General features: G+C 63.0%; 16 protein-coding genes and 2 pseudogenes. 6 read left to right on the top strand and 12 right to left on the bottom strand.

Translation table 11 applies throughout. From position 1 onward, the window contains the following. Nucleotides 1-181 precede the first annotated feature (181 nt). The 3 genes from ACLMAJ_RS29725 to ACLMAJ_RS29715 all read right to left on the bottom strand — a co-directional run bounded on the left by ACLMAJ_RS29725 (nucleotide 182) and on the right by ACLMAJ_RS29715 (nucleotide 2,885). Entirely contained in the window at nucleotides 182-712 is a 531-nt protein-coding gene (locus ACLMAJ_RS29725) for a DinB family protein (RefSeq protein WP_412017161.1), read from the bottom strand. Nucleotides 713-1,023: 311 nt separating this feature from the next. After that, nucleotides 1,024-1,947 carry an esterase/lipase family protein gene (locus ACLMAJ_RS29720; RefSeq protein WP_412017160.1) on the bottom strand — a complete coding sequence of 308 codons (924 nt, stop codon included), beginning with the start codon at nucleotides 1,945-1,947 and terminating at the stop codon, nucleotides 1,024-1,026. A gap of 473 nt (nucleotides 1,948-2,420) precedes the next feature. Beyond that, a complete protein-coding gene (locus ACLMAJ_RS29715) occupies nucleotides 2,421-2,885 on the bottom strand; it encodes a hypothetical protein (RefSeq protein ID WP_412017159.1) in 465 nt (154 codons plus the stop codon). A gap of 240 nt (nucleotides 2,886-3,125) precedes the next feature. On the opposite strand from ACLMAJ_RS29715, the gene ACLMAJ_RS29710 reads away from it, so the two are divergent. From ACLMAJ_RS29710 to ACLMAJ_RS29690, 5 genes are all read left to right on the top strand, one after another. Further along, the gene (locus ACLMAJ_RS29710) at nucleotides 3,126-3,311 is read left to right on the top strand and encodes a hypothetical protein (protein WP_412017158.1); all 186 of its coding nucleotides are present in this window, start codon (nucleotides 3,126-3,128) and stop codon (nucleotides 3,309-3,311) included. A 632-nt stretch (nucleotides 3,312-3,943) separates the two neighbouring features. Further along, on the top strand, nucleotides 3,944-4,369 hold the full coding sequence (locus ACLMAJ_RS29705) for a DUF4870 domain-containing protein (protein ID WP_412017157.1): 426 nt from the start codon (nucleotides 3,944-3,946) through the stop codon (nucleotides 4,367-4,369). Nucleotides 4,370-4,871: 502 nt separating this feature from the next. Further along, the gene (locus ACLMAJ_RS29700) at nucleotides 4,872-5,051 is read left to right on the top strand and encodes a hypothetical protein (RefSeq protein ID WP_412017156.1); all 180 of its coding nucleotides are present in this window, start codon (nucleotides 4,872-4,874) and stop codon (nucleotides 5,049-5,051) included. Beyond that, nucleotides 5,024-5,236 carry a hypothetical protein gene (locus ACLMAJ_RS29695; protein WP_412017155.1) on the top strand — a complete coding sequence of 71 codons (213 nt, stop codon included), beginning with the start codon at nucleotides 5,024-5,026 and terminating at the stop codon, nucleotides 5,234-5,236. The genes ACLMAJ_RS29700 and ACLMAJ_RS29695 overlap by 28 nt, the downstream gene beginning before the upstream one ends. A gap of 736 nt (nucleotides 5,237-5,972) precedes the next feature. Beyond that, entirely contained in the window at nucleotides 5,973-6,158 is a 186-nt protein-coding gene (locus ACLMAJ_RS29690; RefSeq protein ID WP_412017154.1) for a hypothetical protein, read from the top strand. Nucleotides 6,159-6,297: 139 nt separating this feature from the next. On the opposite strand, the gene ACLMAJ_RS29685 is transcribed toward ACLMAJ_RS29690, so the two are convergent. The 3 genes and pseudogenes from ACLMAJ_RS29685 to ACLMAJ_RS29675 all read right to left on the bottom strand — a co-directional run. Further along, nucleotides 6,298-7,134, bottom strand: a complete 837-nt coding sequence (locus ACLMAJ_RS29685; RefSeq protein ID WP_412017153.1) for a hypothetical protein — start codon at nucleotides 7,132-7,134, stop codon at nucleotides 6,298-6,300. 44 nt (nucleotides 7,135-7,178) lie between these two features. Next, a complete protein-coding gene (locus ACLMAJ_RS29680) occupies nucleotides 7,179-7,547 on the bottom strand; it encodes a hypothetical protein (RefSeq protein ID WP_412017152.1) in 369 nt (122 codons plus the stop codon). A 131-nt stretch (nucleotides 7,548-7,678) separates the two neighbouring features. Next, nucleotides 7,679-7,995: pseudogene (locus ACLMAJ_RS29675) on the bottom strand (IS3 family transposase); the annotation flags it as partial. Between the two features lie 631 nt (nucleotides 7,996-8,626). On the opposite strand from ACLMAJ_RS29675, the gene ACLMAJ_RS29670 reads away from it, so the two are divergent. Next, nucleotides 8,627-9,031: a spore-associated protein A gene (locus ACLMAJ_RS29670; protein WP_412017151.1), complete on the top strand. Its 405-nt coding sequence runs from the start codon at nucleotides 8,627-8,629 to the stop codon at nucleotides 9,029-9,031. Nucleotides 9,032-9,051: 20 nt separating this feature from the next. Here ACLMAJ_RS29670 and ACLMAJ_RS29665 read toward each other — a convergent pair. The 6 genes and pseudogenes from ACLMAJ_RS29665 to ACLMAJ_RS29640 all read right to left on the bottom strand — a co-directional run. Next, a pseudogene (locus ACLMAJ_RS29665) lies at nucleotides 9,052-9,597 on the bottom strand (TerD family protein); the annotation flags it as partial. Between the two features lie 544 nt (nucleotides 9,598-10,141). After that, nucleotides 10,142-10,726 (bottom strand): hypothetical protein, encoded by a 585-nt coding sequence (locus ACLMAJ_RS29660; RefSeq protein WP_412017150.1) that lies wholly within the window; start codon nucleotides 10,724-10,726, stop codon nucleotides 10,142-10,144. Next, complete coding sequence (locus ACLMAJ_RS29655; RefSeq protein ID WP_412017149.1) at nucleotides 10,714-11,202, bottom strand: hypothetical protein; 489 nt, start codon at nucleotides 11,200-11,202, stop codon at nucleotides 10,714-10,716. Before ACLMAJ_RS29655 ends, ACLMAJ_RS29660 begins: the two co-directional genes overlap by 13 nt. Beyond that, nucleotides 11,203-11,928 (bottom strand): WXG100 family type VII secretion target, encoded by a 726-nt coding sequence (locus ACLMAJ_RS29650; RefSeq protein WP_412017148.1) that lies wholly within the window; start codon nucleotides 11,926-11,928, stop codon nucleotides 11,203-11,205. It abuts the gene before it with no gap. Continuing rightward, complete coding sequence (locus ACLMAJ_RS29645; RefSeq protein WP_412017147.1) at nucleotides 11,928-12,257, bottom strand: type VII secretion target; 330 nt, start codon at nucleotides 12,255-12,257, stop codon at nucleotides 11,928-11,930. The genes ACLMAJ_RS29650 and ACLMAJ_RS29645 overlap by 1 nt, the downstream gene beginning before the upstream one ends. 905 nt (nucleotides 12,258-13,162) lie before the next feature. Continuing rightward, nucleotides 13,163-13,402 carry a hypothetical protein gene (locus tag ACLMAJ_RS29640; protein ID WP_412017146.1) on the bottom strand — a complete coding sequence of 80 codons (240 nt, stop codon included), beginning with the start codon at nucleotides 13,400-13,402 and terminating at the stop codon, nucleotides 13,163-13,165. Between the last annotated feature and the right edge of the window lie 39 nt (nucleotides 13,403-13,441).

Raw genomic sequence — 13,441 nt, 5'->3', positions numbered from 1 at the left:
TGGGCCGCCAGTTCGGCGCTTGCCGGCGTCGATCCCCTCAACCGTGCGACCAACGCACCATAATGGGCAGCCGATTAGGGAGCTTCTCACCGGGCACCTGGACCCGATCCTGGCCGGGATCAGGCCCGTGCACCAGTGTTAAGTAGCCGATGCGCGCGTTTCGTCCCCGGGATGTCCGGCGTCAATCGTCGTTCCGGGCCGCGCGCAGCAGCCGTAACTGGCCGATCTCGGCGACGTTCTTCATCAGCTCGCCGTTCACCCATGCGAGGGTGTGAGCGACGGACATGCCGGACTCGCCCTGCCACGGAAACGCCGCCGGGGCATCGAGGTCGGCCTCGGCGATCTGGTTCAGAATCCGCAGCCATTCCTTGCGCAGGCCGTGCAGCCAGTCGGTGACCGCAGGTCCTGGTCCCGGCCACTCGATCTCGGTCCGGTCTCGTGGCGCACGTTCCCGCATGTGATCGATGGCGACGCTCCACCACCACCCGATGTGCCAGCTGATCCAACCGATGGTTGGGACCGGAATCGGGTCAGGCTCGGAGTCCGCCCAGTCCGGCACCCAGACGCCGCGTTCGTCGCGGCGCAGGGTCCAACACAAACCCACAGGCTCCCAAAGGTAGTCGTCGTCCTCCAGCCGATCGAGATGGAACTCGAACAACGACCAGACCAGATCGAACTGCCATCGCAGGACGGTAGAACCTGACGTATCCACGCGCCCAATCTTGCTTGGCGCCCCCGATCCTGACAATCGGTTTTGCCGACCAGAAGCCACCGAGCACAGCGTGCCAGGCTGCAAAATTTTGACGCCCGGCCACTGACCATGTCGTGCGGACCGCTAGCCGCACGCCATCCGAACATCAGGAGGACGTTCACCCGTCCACACCGCGGCGCAGAACGTCTTTCTATGCCGCGGAGCGCGCGGTCAGCGGATGAGACCCGCTGCGGCTGACGACAGTACCCCGCGTGCCAGCCTCGAGACTCCTCTGCCCAGCACCGGATTTTGCATCGACGCGCGGCCGTGAACTATCCAGCGGCGCAGGGCACCGGGCGCGGGTGTCGCGGATCGAGGGCGTTGAGTACATAGGTGGCTGCGCGCGGATCGGCGACGATGCCCAGGTGATCGGCCATGTCCTGCGAACAGCCGTCTTGCAGAACGATATTCGTCACCTTGTCGCCGGGCAGCAGGCCAGAGGTGTAGGGCAGGACGACCTGGTCGTGGCTGGTGACGATATTCGTGTAGGTGATGCCGGGGACGTACATGCCGTCGGAATGCAGGTCGACCATGAGCGGCGAACCGGTCTGCGCTTCCTTCCCAGTGGGTTGGGCGGCCAATACCGCTTCAAGGGACGGACCGACGCCCAGTGCAGCGGCGTACTCGCGAGCTGTGGCCAACTGATCGCCGAAGGTGCCCTGCCACACCGGAGCCAAGCTGACGTAGTGGTCGATCCGAGACGCGCCACCGAATCGTTTCGCGTAGTAGTTCGGCAGCAGCGTGCCTAGGGAATGGCCGACGATATCGACTTTCTGGGCGCCGGTCGCGGCCAGTACCCGCTCGATGAAGCTGCCGATGGTGCGCGCGTTCTGCTCGGCGGTGCCGGTCATCCCGCCGAGCGCCGAAACCGGCCAGGGCAGGTCGAGGGCGCCGTAGGTCAACGCGTAAACGCAATAGCCTTCGTTGATCAGCAGCGGAGTGATTGTGCCCCAATTGGTTTGGGCACCTGCTCCGGCCCCGCCGTGCACCAGCACCACCGGATTCGGGTGTGCCGCAATGGGTTTACAGTCCCAGTTGTTGCTGCCCGGCAGTGAGCCGCCGGGGTTGGCCAGCTCGGCACGTATTCCGCTGAACGCGCTGTATTCCACCGGTAGTTCCGCCTGTGCGGGCCCGACGCCCATGCTCACCGCCACCGCGGCCGCGCACAGCAATGATCCGATTCGCCATCTCGGCATGATGAAGCCCCTCCCATTGGAACGTGTTCCAGTTCCACCCTTCGAGGGCCGACTCTAGCGTGGTATCAGCTGTCCTGGACGAGTTTCGGACAGTTGTGCCACGCTATTACCGCGGAACGCGCGGTCAGCGGATGAGACCTGCTGCAGCTGAAGACTTCTCGCACATGCCGATGCGCGCAGCATCCGTGTCTCGGCGAATCTCGGTGGCAGGCCGACTTAGAGATGGCGAAATTACCGGCCAACCGGCTGATTGATGGCGATCAGGTTTCCGTTGATGGCCGTGAGCACTGCCAGGCGGTTTCCGGGCATATCGACGATGCCGGTCGCTGGATCGCCGTTGGCGACGGATGCAGTACCGATCCCTCGGCGATTTCGCCCAGCGCCGTGGCATCGAGAACCACCATCGCGGCATCGCCATGATGTCGCCCACTGTCCAGAAGTGCAGCGGATGGCGCACCGCCCGCTGAACGCATTCACCAATCGTGCTTTGGTATCAGCTCTGCCTTTGCTTCTGCGAGCAGGTCGGATTGGAGCGCCGAGCAATGAGCCCACCAGTCAGGGTAGGTCGCAGGGTCCCGCACGGCGGCGTGCAATCCCCGGGCATGAGCAACTACGCGGTCCCGCAAAGCATCTGAGCAGATGATCTCGACCCGCTTCTCTGCTAGCCAAACGCTCTCGATCAGCCGCTTCAGATCGGCGGGGGTACCTCCACGCTCACGGATATCGAGCTCCCCCTGCAATCTCTGGGTTGCCTCGAAGTAGTCGATGATCGCCGACTTCACCTCCTCTCTGCGGGCAAGACGACTTTCCGCAAGGAACTTGAGCTTCGCCGAACGTGCCGAACTCCGTTGCACCATAAGCGTTGCCGATGCGCCGAGCCCTGCGCCGAGTAATGGCAGCAGGCCCGTAACCAACGTTGAAACGACCCCTGTCGACATGGCTCCAATTCTGGCGATCGGCTGCCGATCTTGGTCCCGATTGCCCACTATCGCCGGGCCACCAGCTCGGGAGGCGGCTAGAGCAGCGCGTTGACCCCGGCTTCGTCCAGCCGCTCGGTCAGCAACCGACGGACGCGACAGCAACGCTCCCCAGTTTGGGGAACAGCGGAGCCGTGTCCCCTTGGCATGCTGTCGGCCATGCGAACAGTTTGGGGAGTTTTTGCAGCCGGTGCCACGGCGATGGTTGTTCTCGGTGCGGCGGCGGGCAACGCGACCGCCGAAGGCGTGTTTGCCGGCGAGTACGAGACCAATGCACAGTGTGTGGCAGCCGGGGAGCAGTACCGTGGCTCCGACACCTGGCCCGATTGCGTCTATGGCCAGCAAGGCAGCGGCTGGCAACTGTGGGTCCGCTCGATCGGCGGCTGACCCGGCTCGACTCGTCCGCGAACGCCCCGGGTAGTTCGCGGACGGGTCTGCCCAAGCTGAATCAGTAGTGACGCAACGTAATTCACGTACCAGCGACACACTCCACGAACCGGCGCTCGTCGTAGACGATGGCCGATGCCTGCGATCTACCGCCTGGACTTCACCGACCGTCGAATCCAGGCCGTTGGTCCTGACCGCTGGCGATCCGAGCTACCGGGTACGCCCTCCCGGCCACCACGACTGCTGATACCTTGTGAGCCCGGCAACCGTCCCCAAAGCCCACGCAGGTCGGAAGCAATTCCTCAAAAATGAGCACTCTTGCGGTGATTCGAGGCAATTCGGCCTGGCAAGTCGACGGTCGCCCGCCTGCTGCAGTGCCGGTTCGAGCGCGGAACCTGCGCGATGGTGTCCCAGGACATCATCCGCCGCCGCTAGTACCTGACGTGACGGAAGTCAGCTCGGAGACCAACTCGGCTACTCTGCGGCCTTTTCGGTGCTCGATTGTGTAATGAGCCATCACCCAGGCGTTTCGAGGTCGTTGGCAGTCATCTGGTCGAGAGAACCACGTCCCGGATCCCGGTCGCCAGCTGGCCCGCGACCTGTGGGGCCGTGCTGAAACCTGGGATCGGTAGGTGGCGCGCGCGGCATCTACTTACCCCATGACATCTTCTCAATCTCCCACGAACCAACCGCAGCCCGCCGGCTTGGACAAAAAGACCAGCGCGATCCTGTCGTACGCGCTGGGGTGGCTCACCGGAATCATCTTCCTATTTATGGGAAAGAACGATCCCGACGTGAAATTCCATGCCTCGCAATCGATCGTCTTCTTCGGGGCGGTCTCGGTGATCAATATTGTTCTGAGCATCGTCGGCTCGCTCCTCGGAGTCCTGGGGATCATCTTCAGCCTCGCCGGACTCGCGGTCGCGGTCCTCGCAGTCGTCGTCTGGATCATGGCCATGGTCCAGACGAACAACACAGGCGGTGTCCGCGCTGGGCTTCCCATTGTCGGAAAATTCACTGCCCCATATGCGGATCAGTTGGCCAACTCGGTCAAGTAGCGGCATATTCGAAGTCCCCAGCTGGATTTCGCAATCGATGACACTGTCGGCACCCCTGCACGGCGGCCAGATGAAACAGTCCGAAGATCAACGGCCCGAGGCTATCTCGGGCCGTTGGCGTCCGTGTGGAACGTCCGGAACTTCCGAATGGCGCGCGATCGGTCAGACGAAGATGTGGTCGATCTGATCGGGCCATGACTTCGCCAGGCGCCGTGCAAAATCGATCCTCGTTCTACCAACCGAAAACGGAGATGCGCAGCCAAGCAGCGGGAGGGCGACCTGCGTGAGCGTCCCTTGCTTTCTCGGAGGGCCTGATGTTGCGGGAAGTGGCATCGACCGAGCTCACGATCGCCTATTGTTCATGGTGGATCACGTGGTGCCATCTCTTGTATCGGCGTTCGTCGGAGGTGACCGGTCCCCCGATGGTGGGGTGAATCTGCTCGTGGTCGCTCCCGGCTGGTGTGAGTTCCGGTTGCAGCGACCTCGGAGAGGATGATCACCGATGACACCTCCACCTGATCAGGTCTTCTACATCATGAGCCAGGTGATGGGTACCGACCAGCCGCTCGTGCTGGGCGTGCAGGGTGACGGGATGCAACCCGGCACGTCGGTTGTGCTCTGGCCGTTGGAAACCACCGATGCGCAGAGCCAACTGTGGACCGCGACACCGACGATTGGGTGATCACCGTGGCGGACCAGAACAACGCAGGCACCGAGGTCGCATCGTTCCTCTGGGTGGAAAGCTCGTCCGTGTCGAGGATCAGCCAGCAAGATACCGTCCCCGGTTACCAGCTTTCGCCGTCGATCAGCAGCTCAAACGTGGGAGGCTACAACGCCTCGTCGCAGATCAGCCTCTCCCTCGGCTGACCTGGCCACCATGACGGCGCTCACTGAACTTCGGCGAGCGTCGTCAACCGGGCAGGGCACCGGCCATGCCGGATCATCTCTTATCTCGCTGGCGAACTGGCCGATATCTCCGCCGTCCGCCGAGTTCTCATGTTCACGGAGCTGGCCGAGGAGTTCGGCGATTACTACCGGAACCCCGAGAACGATCAAGGAGTGCGGATGTCCGGAACTGCCGTCACAGATGCACATGCGGGTTGGACGTGCGAGAACGCTGCATCTCTCATCGCGGAGGCCAACCCGGTAGACCGCGTACGCAGCGTTTACCAGTGAGGCCGCTGCGGAGAAAAAACCGCAGCGGCCTTCGCCTTGTCCACGACATGTCGTGGCAAATGTCGCCTCATGCATCGACCTCCATCCTGAGTGCCGGGCTTCGTAAAGCCCGAGGTGTCGCATCCCTCGACGAGGGACCAATCGACGACACCCGAGACGGAGGTCGATCCGTCGGCGACTTCGCTTGCGCTAGTGCCGGATTCAGAATACGCGTCACACACGTTTGTCGCAGATACGTATGCCATCTTGGCTATACGCCGAGGTCACGACGCGGAAGTCGCTCACTCCCAATCGCATAGACGAGACGTTCCCCAACCGCGCCCTTTGGACTCCCCGGGGTGGACTGCGGTAGCAGCGCAGGTCGTGGACATTCTTCACCCGCGTCGATGTCGCCCGCGTCGCCACCGACATCGGCCACGGCCCAGAGATGGCGTGTCGCGCGGCCGAAAAAGCTTCTGCCGGGGACTGGCTCGGCAGTGGGCTTGAACTCATCGGCCTCGCCCCGATCGCCGCTGACCTCGCCGGGCGTGACTCGCGCGTGCATCAGACCGGGTACACCGACGGTGCACGGCAGGTCCTGGACTACTTGATCGAAACCATCGACCGCACCTAACACGCGAAAATGCACCCGCCGAGGCGCATCGGACCCCCATGCAATTTCGGGCCAGGAGAACCGTTGGCTCCTCCTGGCCGAGTCGCGTTGTGAACTGGGAGGGCAATGGCTTTGAGTTTGACTTGCTCGGAAGGTCGGCTCAGGCGACTGCGCTACCTGGTCCACCATTGGTTCTGCCCAGTGCGAGATACCCCGCCACCTCTTCGACCGATTTCGTCGTCATCGAGGAAAGCAGCCAGGTGCTCTCGCCATCGAATGCGAGCTCATGTCGCGCTTTTCTCCCGATCGCCAGCAAGGCCAGCGAGTCGATTCCCGTCGCGAACAACGGTTGTTCGACGTCGATCGGCCACGGTTCCGGCTGCAATCCGCGTATCTGTGCCAGCAGCCACTGAAGCTCCGCCGCCGCAGGTGGCAAAGACTCTGCGTTGATCAGAACGCTCTGATGCTCGGCGGCATCCAGTACCTCGCGTGCGCTCGCAGCGAAACGGTCGAGATCGATGCGAATCTGCGCCTCCAAGCCGAGGCACACCCCTGCCTCTTCCACGGAGTTCCGCTCCGGCAGGGGCTTCAAGAGCAACTTTTCCAGCAGACTCCGGAAGATGACGATGCTCTCCTCGGCTCGGCGCGTCGGCACCAGTATGGATTGCGGCCCTTCGACAAAGTTGGTAGCGCTAGCGCGTCTGACCTGATCGGTGAGCACGTGCGCCGACTCCAATCGCGCTCGGATCCCCGCATCGTCCAGACCCGCCGAACGGACAAGTCGCCATATCGAAATGAGTTCGTCCCGGGCCTGTGCCCCCGCGTCCAAAAACGCGGCATAGGCGTCTCGTCGCTTCTCTCTCTGCCACTGGGTGCTGTCACTTGCCTTCTGGGACAAAGCAACACGGCGAGCCGATCGTCCCGCTATCGCCGCTGTGCTCGAAGCTCCGACCGCGCCAACAGCGGCGCCGATCAGAGCGATCCAACCTGGGTCCATGGGGAGCAAGTATCGCCGTTTGTATGGATCGAGGTTCGGTTTCGCTAAGGGTTGTTCGCGGGAATTCCGATCCGGCGCACCGTGAAACAGAGGTGACTCGAGTTCGAATCCTGAGCGATAGCCACGATGGTGTCACCAGGCTGCAGTGCATCGGCTCGGATCTGCAACAGATCCGGCTCAGCGATATCCGCACCATGCGGCACCCATCCGAAAGAGCACAGGGTCGCTTCAAGGGTAAGGCCGTAGCTGTCCATTCGTTGTCTGATCAACTCCGCCGGGACTTGGGCCAGGCGCGCCCAGTCCTCCAAGCCCATCCGATGCCCGAACGCGGCGCAGGGGACGCCGTTGCCGAGCGTGCTGCGAGAGTCTGGCTCGTGCGTGATCGCTTGTTCCGGATTCCATCCGTCTCGCATTCGTCTCCGTAACGTCGCCGCGCTGCACTTCGCCCGGGGATCGACTCCCCACTGGTACAGGGGTTTCATTTCACCGAATGCTGTCACCGCGACCATGAATGCGGGACTGCTGCACGATCGGGTGACAGCGGTTAGGCAGCTTGAAGAGCTGGTGTGGTCATGATGGTCTCGTATTCGACGACCGGGTCAATTTGCCGAGCCTGGTCTGGCGTCGACGCCGATAGTAGTTCCGTTCGATCCAGGTGACGATCACGATCCTGAGCTCGTCACGGGTCGCCCAGCCCCGCCGGTCGAGGACGTTCTTTTGCAGCAACGCGAAAAACGATTCCATCGCGGCATTGTCTCCACACGCGCCGACCCTGCACATCGCGGCGACCATCGCGTGATTTCCCAAGGCGCGGTCAAACTTTCGAGATCGAAATTGCGGCCCGCGATCGCTGTGAACTACACAACCAGCGACCTCGTCGCCGGGCGTGCGGCGTCGGGCTGCATCAGAGCTATTGCACAGCAACGAAGGGCCGGAGGTGGCTTGCGGCTAGGACGGGTCGACCTCCGCGTCCTGTCGGTGTGCCGGGGGATGCAAAACTCGTCGAGCTGCGGCCCGGGCATTGGCGTGCGGAGGTATGGGTGCGAGATCGCAGACTCGATCGACTCGAGGATGAAAGCTCGCCTCGCCGTTGAGACACGGTCGTTATCCGTGTCACATCGCCACCTGTGTCGGGAACCAGCGCAGACGCCGCCGTGCGGGCAGCATTTTCCGCGCCTGACCCATCCCTGTCAGGAATGCGCCGCCCGCGGCTGTCGATGCGAGTAGGAGAAACGCGAGTGACACGGCGCCCCTTTCCAGTTGTGGACGCAGTACAGCATGTACTTGGTGAAGAAGGCACGCTGACGCTGTATGACCGGTGGGCAGTGCTACTGATCAAACGGGAAATTTCGAAACAGAGTGAACCATCAAGTGCTGGACAACGTTTCCTCTGGTAAGCCGTCGACGGTGTGTCAATAGCGTCGACCGCCGTTCGGAGATCTTGCGCTACCCGCGTACGCGAGACTGCACGTCAAGAAGAAGAGGTTTCTACGTGATCAACGCCAAGAAGACAATTGCCGTGTGTGCGAGCGTAATCGGAATCACTGCCGGGATAGCGGTATTCCTCCCCGCGACGGCATCCGCGGCAACCTACGGTGGTCAGTGCGGTAAGGGATATGACGTGATCGATTCGCACGACATCGTCGGTGGCACCGCCTTTCTGACCTACAACGGTAAGAACAATTGCGTTGTCACCGTCCGGGACCAGCCGGGGAAACCCGTGCGGATGGGCGCCGGGCTCCGGCGGTCAGGGGATAGTCGCGCCGTAGTCGTCGACGACGCCAAATACACCGAGTTCGCGGGTCCGGTGAAGGTCGAGGCAAAGGGCGAATGCATCGACTGGGGCGGCCTCATCGGTGATGACGAGTGGCAGGTATTCAAAGTGCACTGCGGCTGAACGGCACGTGCCCGTACCTGCTAATACCAAGCCGGTACGGGCTCGTGCGCAGGGGTCTGGCGGCAGCATCGATGCGTACCAGCGCCACGAGGAACGTGGTCAAACGCCGAGTCAACAGCACCAGCGGTATTGCTGGTCACATTCCTCTCGCTCGACGGCCGTGTGTCGGATCGCCCATCGACTGGCTCGAGTTCCGCTTCATCGACGACATCAACACCGAAATCCGTTGCCAGACCCGCGAGGCCGGATGCCCACCCCTGCCCAACCGCGCGAATCTTCCACTTGCCGCCGCGTCGATAGACCTCGCCGAACAGAAACGCCGATCCCGTTGCGGCATCGCTGGTGGCATACTCGGCCAACGACTGCCCACCTCGGTCAACGATCGAAACCGTGAGTTCGCCGAGCTCCCCGAAACTTCCGGTCCCAACGCTACCGACCAACGCCACAATCTCCACAGTGACCGGAAGCGCAGACAAGTCGATAGCGATCCGCGGCTGAGCACAGCGATCGGCCGCCTGGACACCCGCGAACCGCACCGAACCATCCGGCGACTCAGGCTGGTTGTAGAAGACGAATCGCCATCGGCACCGACCTTTCCATCAACCCCCAGGAGCAACACGGAGGCATCGACCTCGACATCTGCTCTCCCCCAACCGATCACGACGACATCTTCCGGCAACGGAAAGGTTCTGCCCCTTCGACAGCATCAGAGGACTCACACCCCACCTATGACTCGACATCCACGGTCACCAGCAGATCCGACCCGTCCGGTGAGAACCGACGACCGGCAACATCGACGAGCGACACCGTGCGCGTTGCAGTGGTATTCGACTGCACCATTTGGCTCGTTACGTGATCTGCATCGCCGCGAGCGCAACAGATTCCGCCCACTCCAATACGAACTGGCCGTTGTCGGGCTCATCGTCCGTCTTCAACACACCCCCAACCGTTTTCGGCCTGGCCAGTATCACAGAACCTACCCGTGAGCTTGAACCGGCATCCACACGGACCGGTACCTAAGTGCTGGAACAAACTGATCTTTTAGTGGCTCCGATGGGCGGAGCTGCGAAAAGACTTTAGGCCCCTGTTGTGGTGGGCCCGGTGGGGCGTTCAGCGATTCCCGGCCCGATTTTGCTCTACCGCGGCCACGAAATCCGGGTGCGCGAAAACGATCAGCTGGTCGACTGTTTCATTCATCCAGACATCGGCGAAATAGCGGGAGCGACTCCAGGACAGCATCGCCACCAGCAATGCGATCGGCATGCATCCGGGCACGATCACGAAAGCCAAAGGTAGATAGAGCGGTTCGAGTTCGAGCGCCCGTACGATGAGAACGGCCGCGATTGCCAGTGGTATCGCCAGCAGTGCCAGCAGCGCGATTCGACGGAAGCGCCGGACCTCGTGGAGACAGAACTCGCAGGCCGGGCAGTCGAAGCGGACGCGCGCCAGGACGGGGTCCCGCCGCCCGGGTTTCATGGAGCGCAACATGGCTCGCGGTGTCGGCAGCTCCGATAGTGGGCCACTGGAATTGACTGCGAAGGAACGGGTCTCAATAGCGGTGAAACCGTGCTCGCTGCACAACCCCGGCATCGGCTCGGTGAGAACGAGCTCCGTCGGCGCCGTCGCGAGAGTCGGCGTCCAATCCGGGTTGATCTCAGTGTCGAAGACCACCTGCGCCCGGGTCACTGCAGCCATCCGCGCTGCTGGTGGTCGCGGAAGTATGCGTCGTCCTCGTCGTCGTCATCAGTCGGGGTTACGGTGCGATCGCGGTTGGGCTTGCGGGTGCCCGGGATAACGGCGTTCCCGGCGGGCGGCGGGCGATCCTCGGGAGGGGACATCGGCCGGTCCGACGGCCGCTGGTCCCCAAGTGGTTCAGACCGGAGTCGCACCAACTCGGCTTCGCCCCGGGCGGCCAGCCGTTGCCGTTCCTCCTCCGGCGTGTCCGCGAACTGCTGCATGGCGGCGGGCAACGTGCGATCGAGCACCCGATTGAATGCCTCGCTGTGCATCAATTCGCGTGCGCTGCCCTTGCCTTCGAGGACACCGCGCAGTTGCTCCTTCAATTGCGGATCGGTGGCGGTATCCATCAACACCCGAATCGCCCGGGACAGTTGGCGCGAGGCCCCGAGATCGCCATGGGCCAGATCATGAATCGGCTCGGGCGCGTTCATTCAGGCTCCAGGGTGGTCGTAGGTGGCGGTGGGCAGGCTCGGCAGATCGGCGGACTCGACCACCGCGACCACGCCGAAACCGACTCCGGCGATGGCCTCGAGTGCGACATACGCGGCGTTGAACTTCTCGACCAGCAGGCCCCATTCCGCGATCACCTTCGCCGTGGTCGCGGTAGCGGCGGCGACCAGGGCCGCCGTTGCGAAAATTCCGACGCCGGTGAGCGCGGAGGCCTCGGCCGCGGCCCGCTCGATCACCGCCATGGCGCCCCAGTCCAGCAAGGTCTGCAAGGCATTACTCATGGCCGTGGAGAGGTGGTACGCCGTCGACGCGAAGCGGTTGATCTCGGTCGCCATCTCCTTCAATGGCTCTACCTGCGCGGAAATGGCTGCCGAGAGCTTCGTGAAATAGGCTTGGGCGTTGGTCGCCGCGTTACCGTCCCACGTCGCGTCGACAGTCGTCGCGGCGGACTTGACCGATTCGGAGAAGCTCGCGCTGTAGGAAGCCAGGTTTTCCACCGCCTTGCCCGCCGTCTGCAGGGACTCCCAATCACCGGAGATCTTGGTGGTGAGCCACTTCAGCGGGTCTGTCCCGAGGACGTTTTCGCACCACTTACAGGCCCAGTACGTCGGGGAAATGGCGTTCGAGGTGATGAGGAACTCGAAACTGTCGTTGAGCGGGTCCTCGAGCGAAGGTTCCGCTAGGTGCTCGGACGGCGTCTTGGTCATCAGTTGCTGCCTGTGGGGTACGTGCGGTCCAACTCGTCGGCGCGCGCGTGGTCGGTGGTCCGGTAAACCTGCGCGACCTTGGTCAATTCGGTCGCCGCGGCCTCGGAGAGGGTGCCGAGGGCAACGTAATTGGGCTTCAGCTTGTTGTGCGCCTCGGCAACGGCGCTCAGCCCGATACGGATGAGCCCGCCGTCGCCCCACACGGTGTTGTCCAAGACCAGCCACTTGTCCAGATAGGTCGCGACATTCGCATTGGCCTCGGCCAGCGTCTTCAAAGCCGCGGCGAACGTGTCGACTGCGGCTGGGTCGACTTTGAAGGTCTCCGACATCAGATCTCCCTCCCCTCTCGGCCGCGCGCCGGCCGCTCTACACCGAAGCACCTTCACACAAAATTCCTGCTCAGCGCAACTTCGCCGATATCTCGGGCGGCGGCGCGTGGCAACGGTCCCGACTGCGGACGATCTGCGGCACCCTCTGTGCGCGTCTTGGTGCCTGTGAGCCGAACTGATCGTTTAGCGACCCGCGTCGGCTGACCTGCGAAAACGCTTGGGCCACTGTTGTGGTGGTTGCCAGGAGTTTATCGTCGATGTGGGGTGGGCGATGTAGGCGGCGATGGTGTCGTGGCGTGAGGAGCTGCACCGGCGTGAGGCGGCCGCTGTTGAACAAGTCGAGCAGCTGCGTCGCCAGATCGCGGAGCCGACCGAACAGCTGAATGCCGAGGAGCATCGCTTGTCACGGCTGACGATCACGCGGGAACCGCTGAGCGAGTTCTGCGCCGAGACCGCCGAACCGACCCCGCCCGAAGTGGGCGAAGATTCGGCCGATAGCGCGGGAACGGTTGCGTCACAGCCGATTCCGGATGGATCGCCGATCGAGTTGGTGCAGGTGCCGCAGCGGGCAGCGGGGATGAACGCGTCGGCGCTGCCAGAGGATTACGGCGAGATCCTGGCGGTGTTCGCCGAGTCGGGTGGCGGGTTGCGGGCCGGGCAGGTCGCCGCCGAGTTGGGTATCGATCGGGTCGATCGGTCGAAGGTCGAGCCGTTGCGGGGAAGCTGTGCGATCTGGTCGTACAGAACAATTGGCGTCAGCTCGAAGATACTGATCCGCGGGTCATCGAGCTATCCGGCCTCCTGCAACTGCTTCCGATTCACGCCGCCGAGGTGCGCAGCGACACGTTCCGAAATCCGAACGGTGTCGCGCGAAAGACCGCGGATATCGCGTCTCGACGCCCGGGCTATCCGGGGCGGTCACCAACGGGGGCGCGATGGACCGCCTCGTGCTGCACGACTTCATCGAACACACTGACCACATGCAGTCGGTGGCCCGGTTCTTGCGGGAGGCCGCGCAGACCGAAACCTTTCAGCAGTTGCCCGCGGAACCTGTTGGGGAGCTGGACATCGATGACACCGATGTTTCCGCTGCCCTGGAGGACGTCGACCCGCTCGACGAGCAGTCGTGAAATCTCATCGGTCATGGTGTGTTCCTGCGCAAGGGCTCGAGGAACGCGTCCGCA

It is taken from the genome of Nocardia arseniciresistens, assembly GCF_046764875.1.
GTDB lineage: Bacteria > Actinomycetota > Actinomycetes > Mycobacteriales > Mycobacteriaceae > Nocardia > Nocardia arseniciresistens.
Note: the sequence above shows the minus strand (reverse complement) of the source record. Positions and strands in the feature narration are given on the sequence as shown.

Bases quoted from the DNA above. Each gene is read 5' to 3' on its own strand.
- ACLMAJ_RS29720 (WP_412017160.1), bottom strand. From the start codon at position 1,947: ATGCCGAGATGGCGAATCGGATCATTGCTGTGCGCGGCCGCGGTGGCG.
- ACLMAJ_RS29715 (WP_412017159.1), bottom strand. From the start codon at position 2,885: ATGTCGACAGGGGTCGTTTCAACGTTGGTTACGGGCCTGCTGCCATTA.
- ACLMAJ_RS29710 (WP_412017158.1), top strand. From the start codon at position 3,126: ATGGTTGTTCTCGGTGCGGCGGCGGGCAACGCGACCGCCGAAGGCGTG.
- ACLMAJ_RS29700 (WP_412017156.1), top strand. From the start codon at position 4,872: ATGACACCTCCACCTGATCAGGTCTTCTACATCATGAGCCAGGTGATG.
- ACLMAJ_RS29690 (WP_412017154.1), top strand. From the start codon at position 5,973: ATGGCGTGTCGCGCGGCCGAAAAAGCTTCTGCCGGGGACTGGCTCGGC.
- ACLMAJ_RS29685 (WP_412017153.1), bottom strand. From the start codon at position 7,134: ATGGACCCAGGTTGGATCGCTCTGATCGGCGCCGCTGTTGGCGCGGTC.
- ACLMAJ_RS29680 (WP_412017152.1), bottom strand. From the start codon at position 7,547: ATGCGAGACGGATGGAATCCGGAACAAGCGATCACGCACGAGCCAGAC.
- ACLMAJ_RS29660 (WP_412017150.1), bottom strand. From the start codon at position 10,726: ATGGCTGCAGTGACCCGGGCGCAGGTGGTCTTCGACACTGAGATCAAC.
- ACLMAJ_RS29655 (WP_412017149.1), bottom strand. From the start codon at position 11,202: ATGAACGCGCCCGAGCCGATTCATGATCTGGCCCATGGCGATCTCGGG.
- ACLMAJ_RS29650 (WP_412017148.1), bottom strand. From the start codon at position 11,928: ATGACCAAGACGCCGTCCGAGCACCTAGCGGAACCTTCGCTCGAGGAC.
- ACLMAJ_RS29645 (WP_412017147.1), bottom strand. From the start codon at position 12,257: ATGTCGGAGACCTTCAAAGTCGACCCAGCCGCAGTCGACACGTTCGCC.
- ACLMAJ_RS29640 (WP_412017146.1), bottom strand. From the start codon at position 13,402: ATGACCGATGAGATTTCACGACTGCTCGTCGAGCGGGTCGACGTCCTC.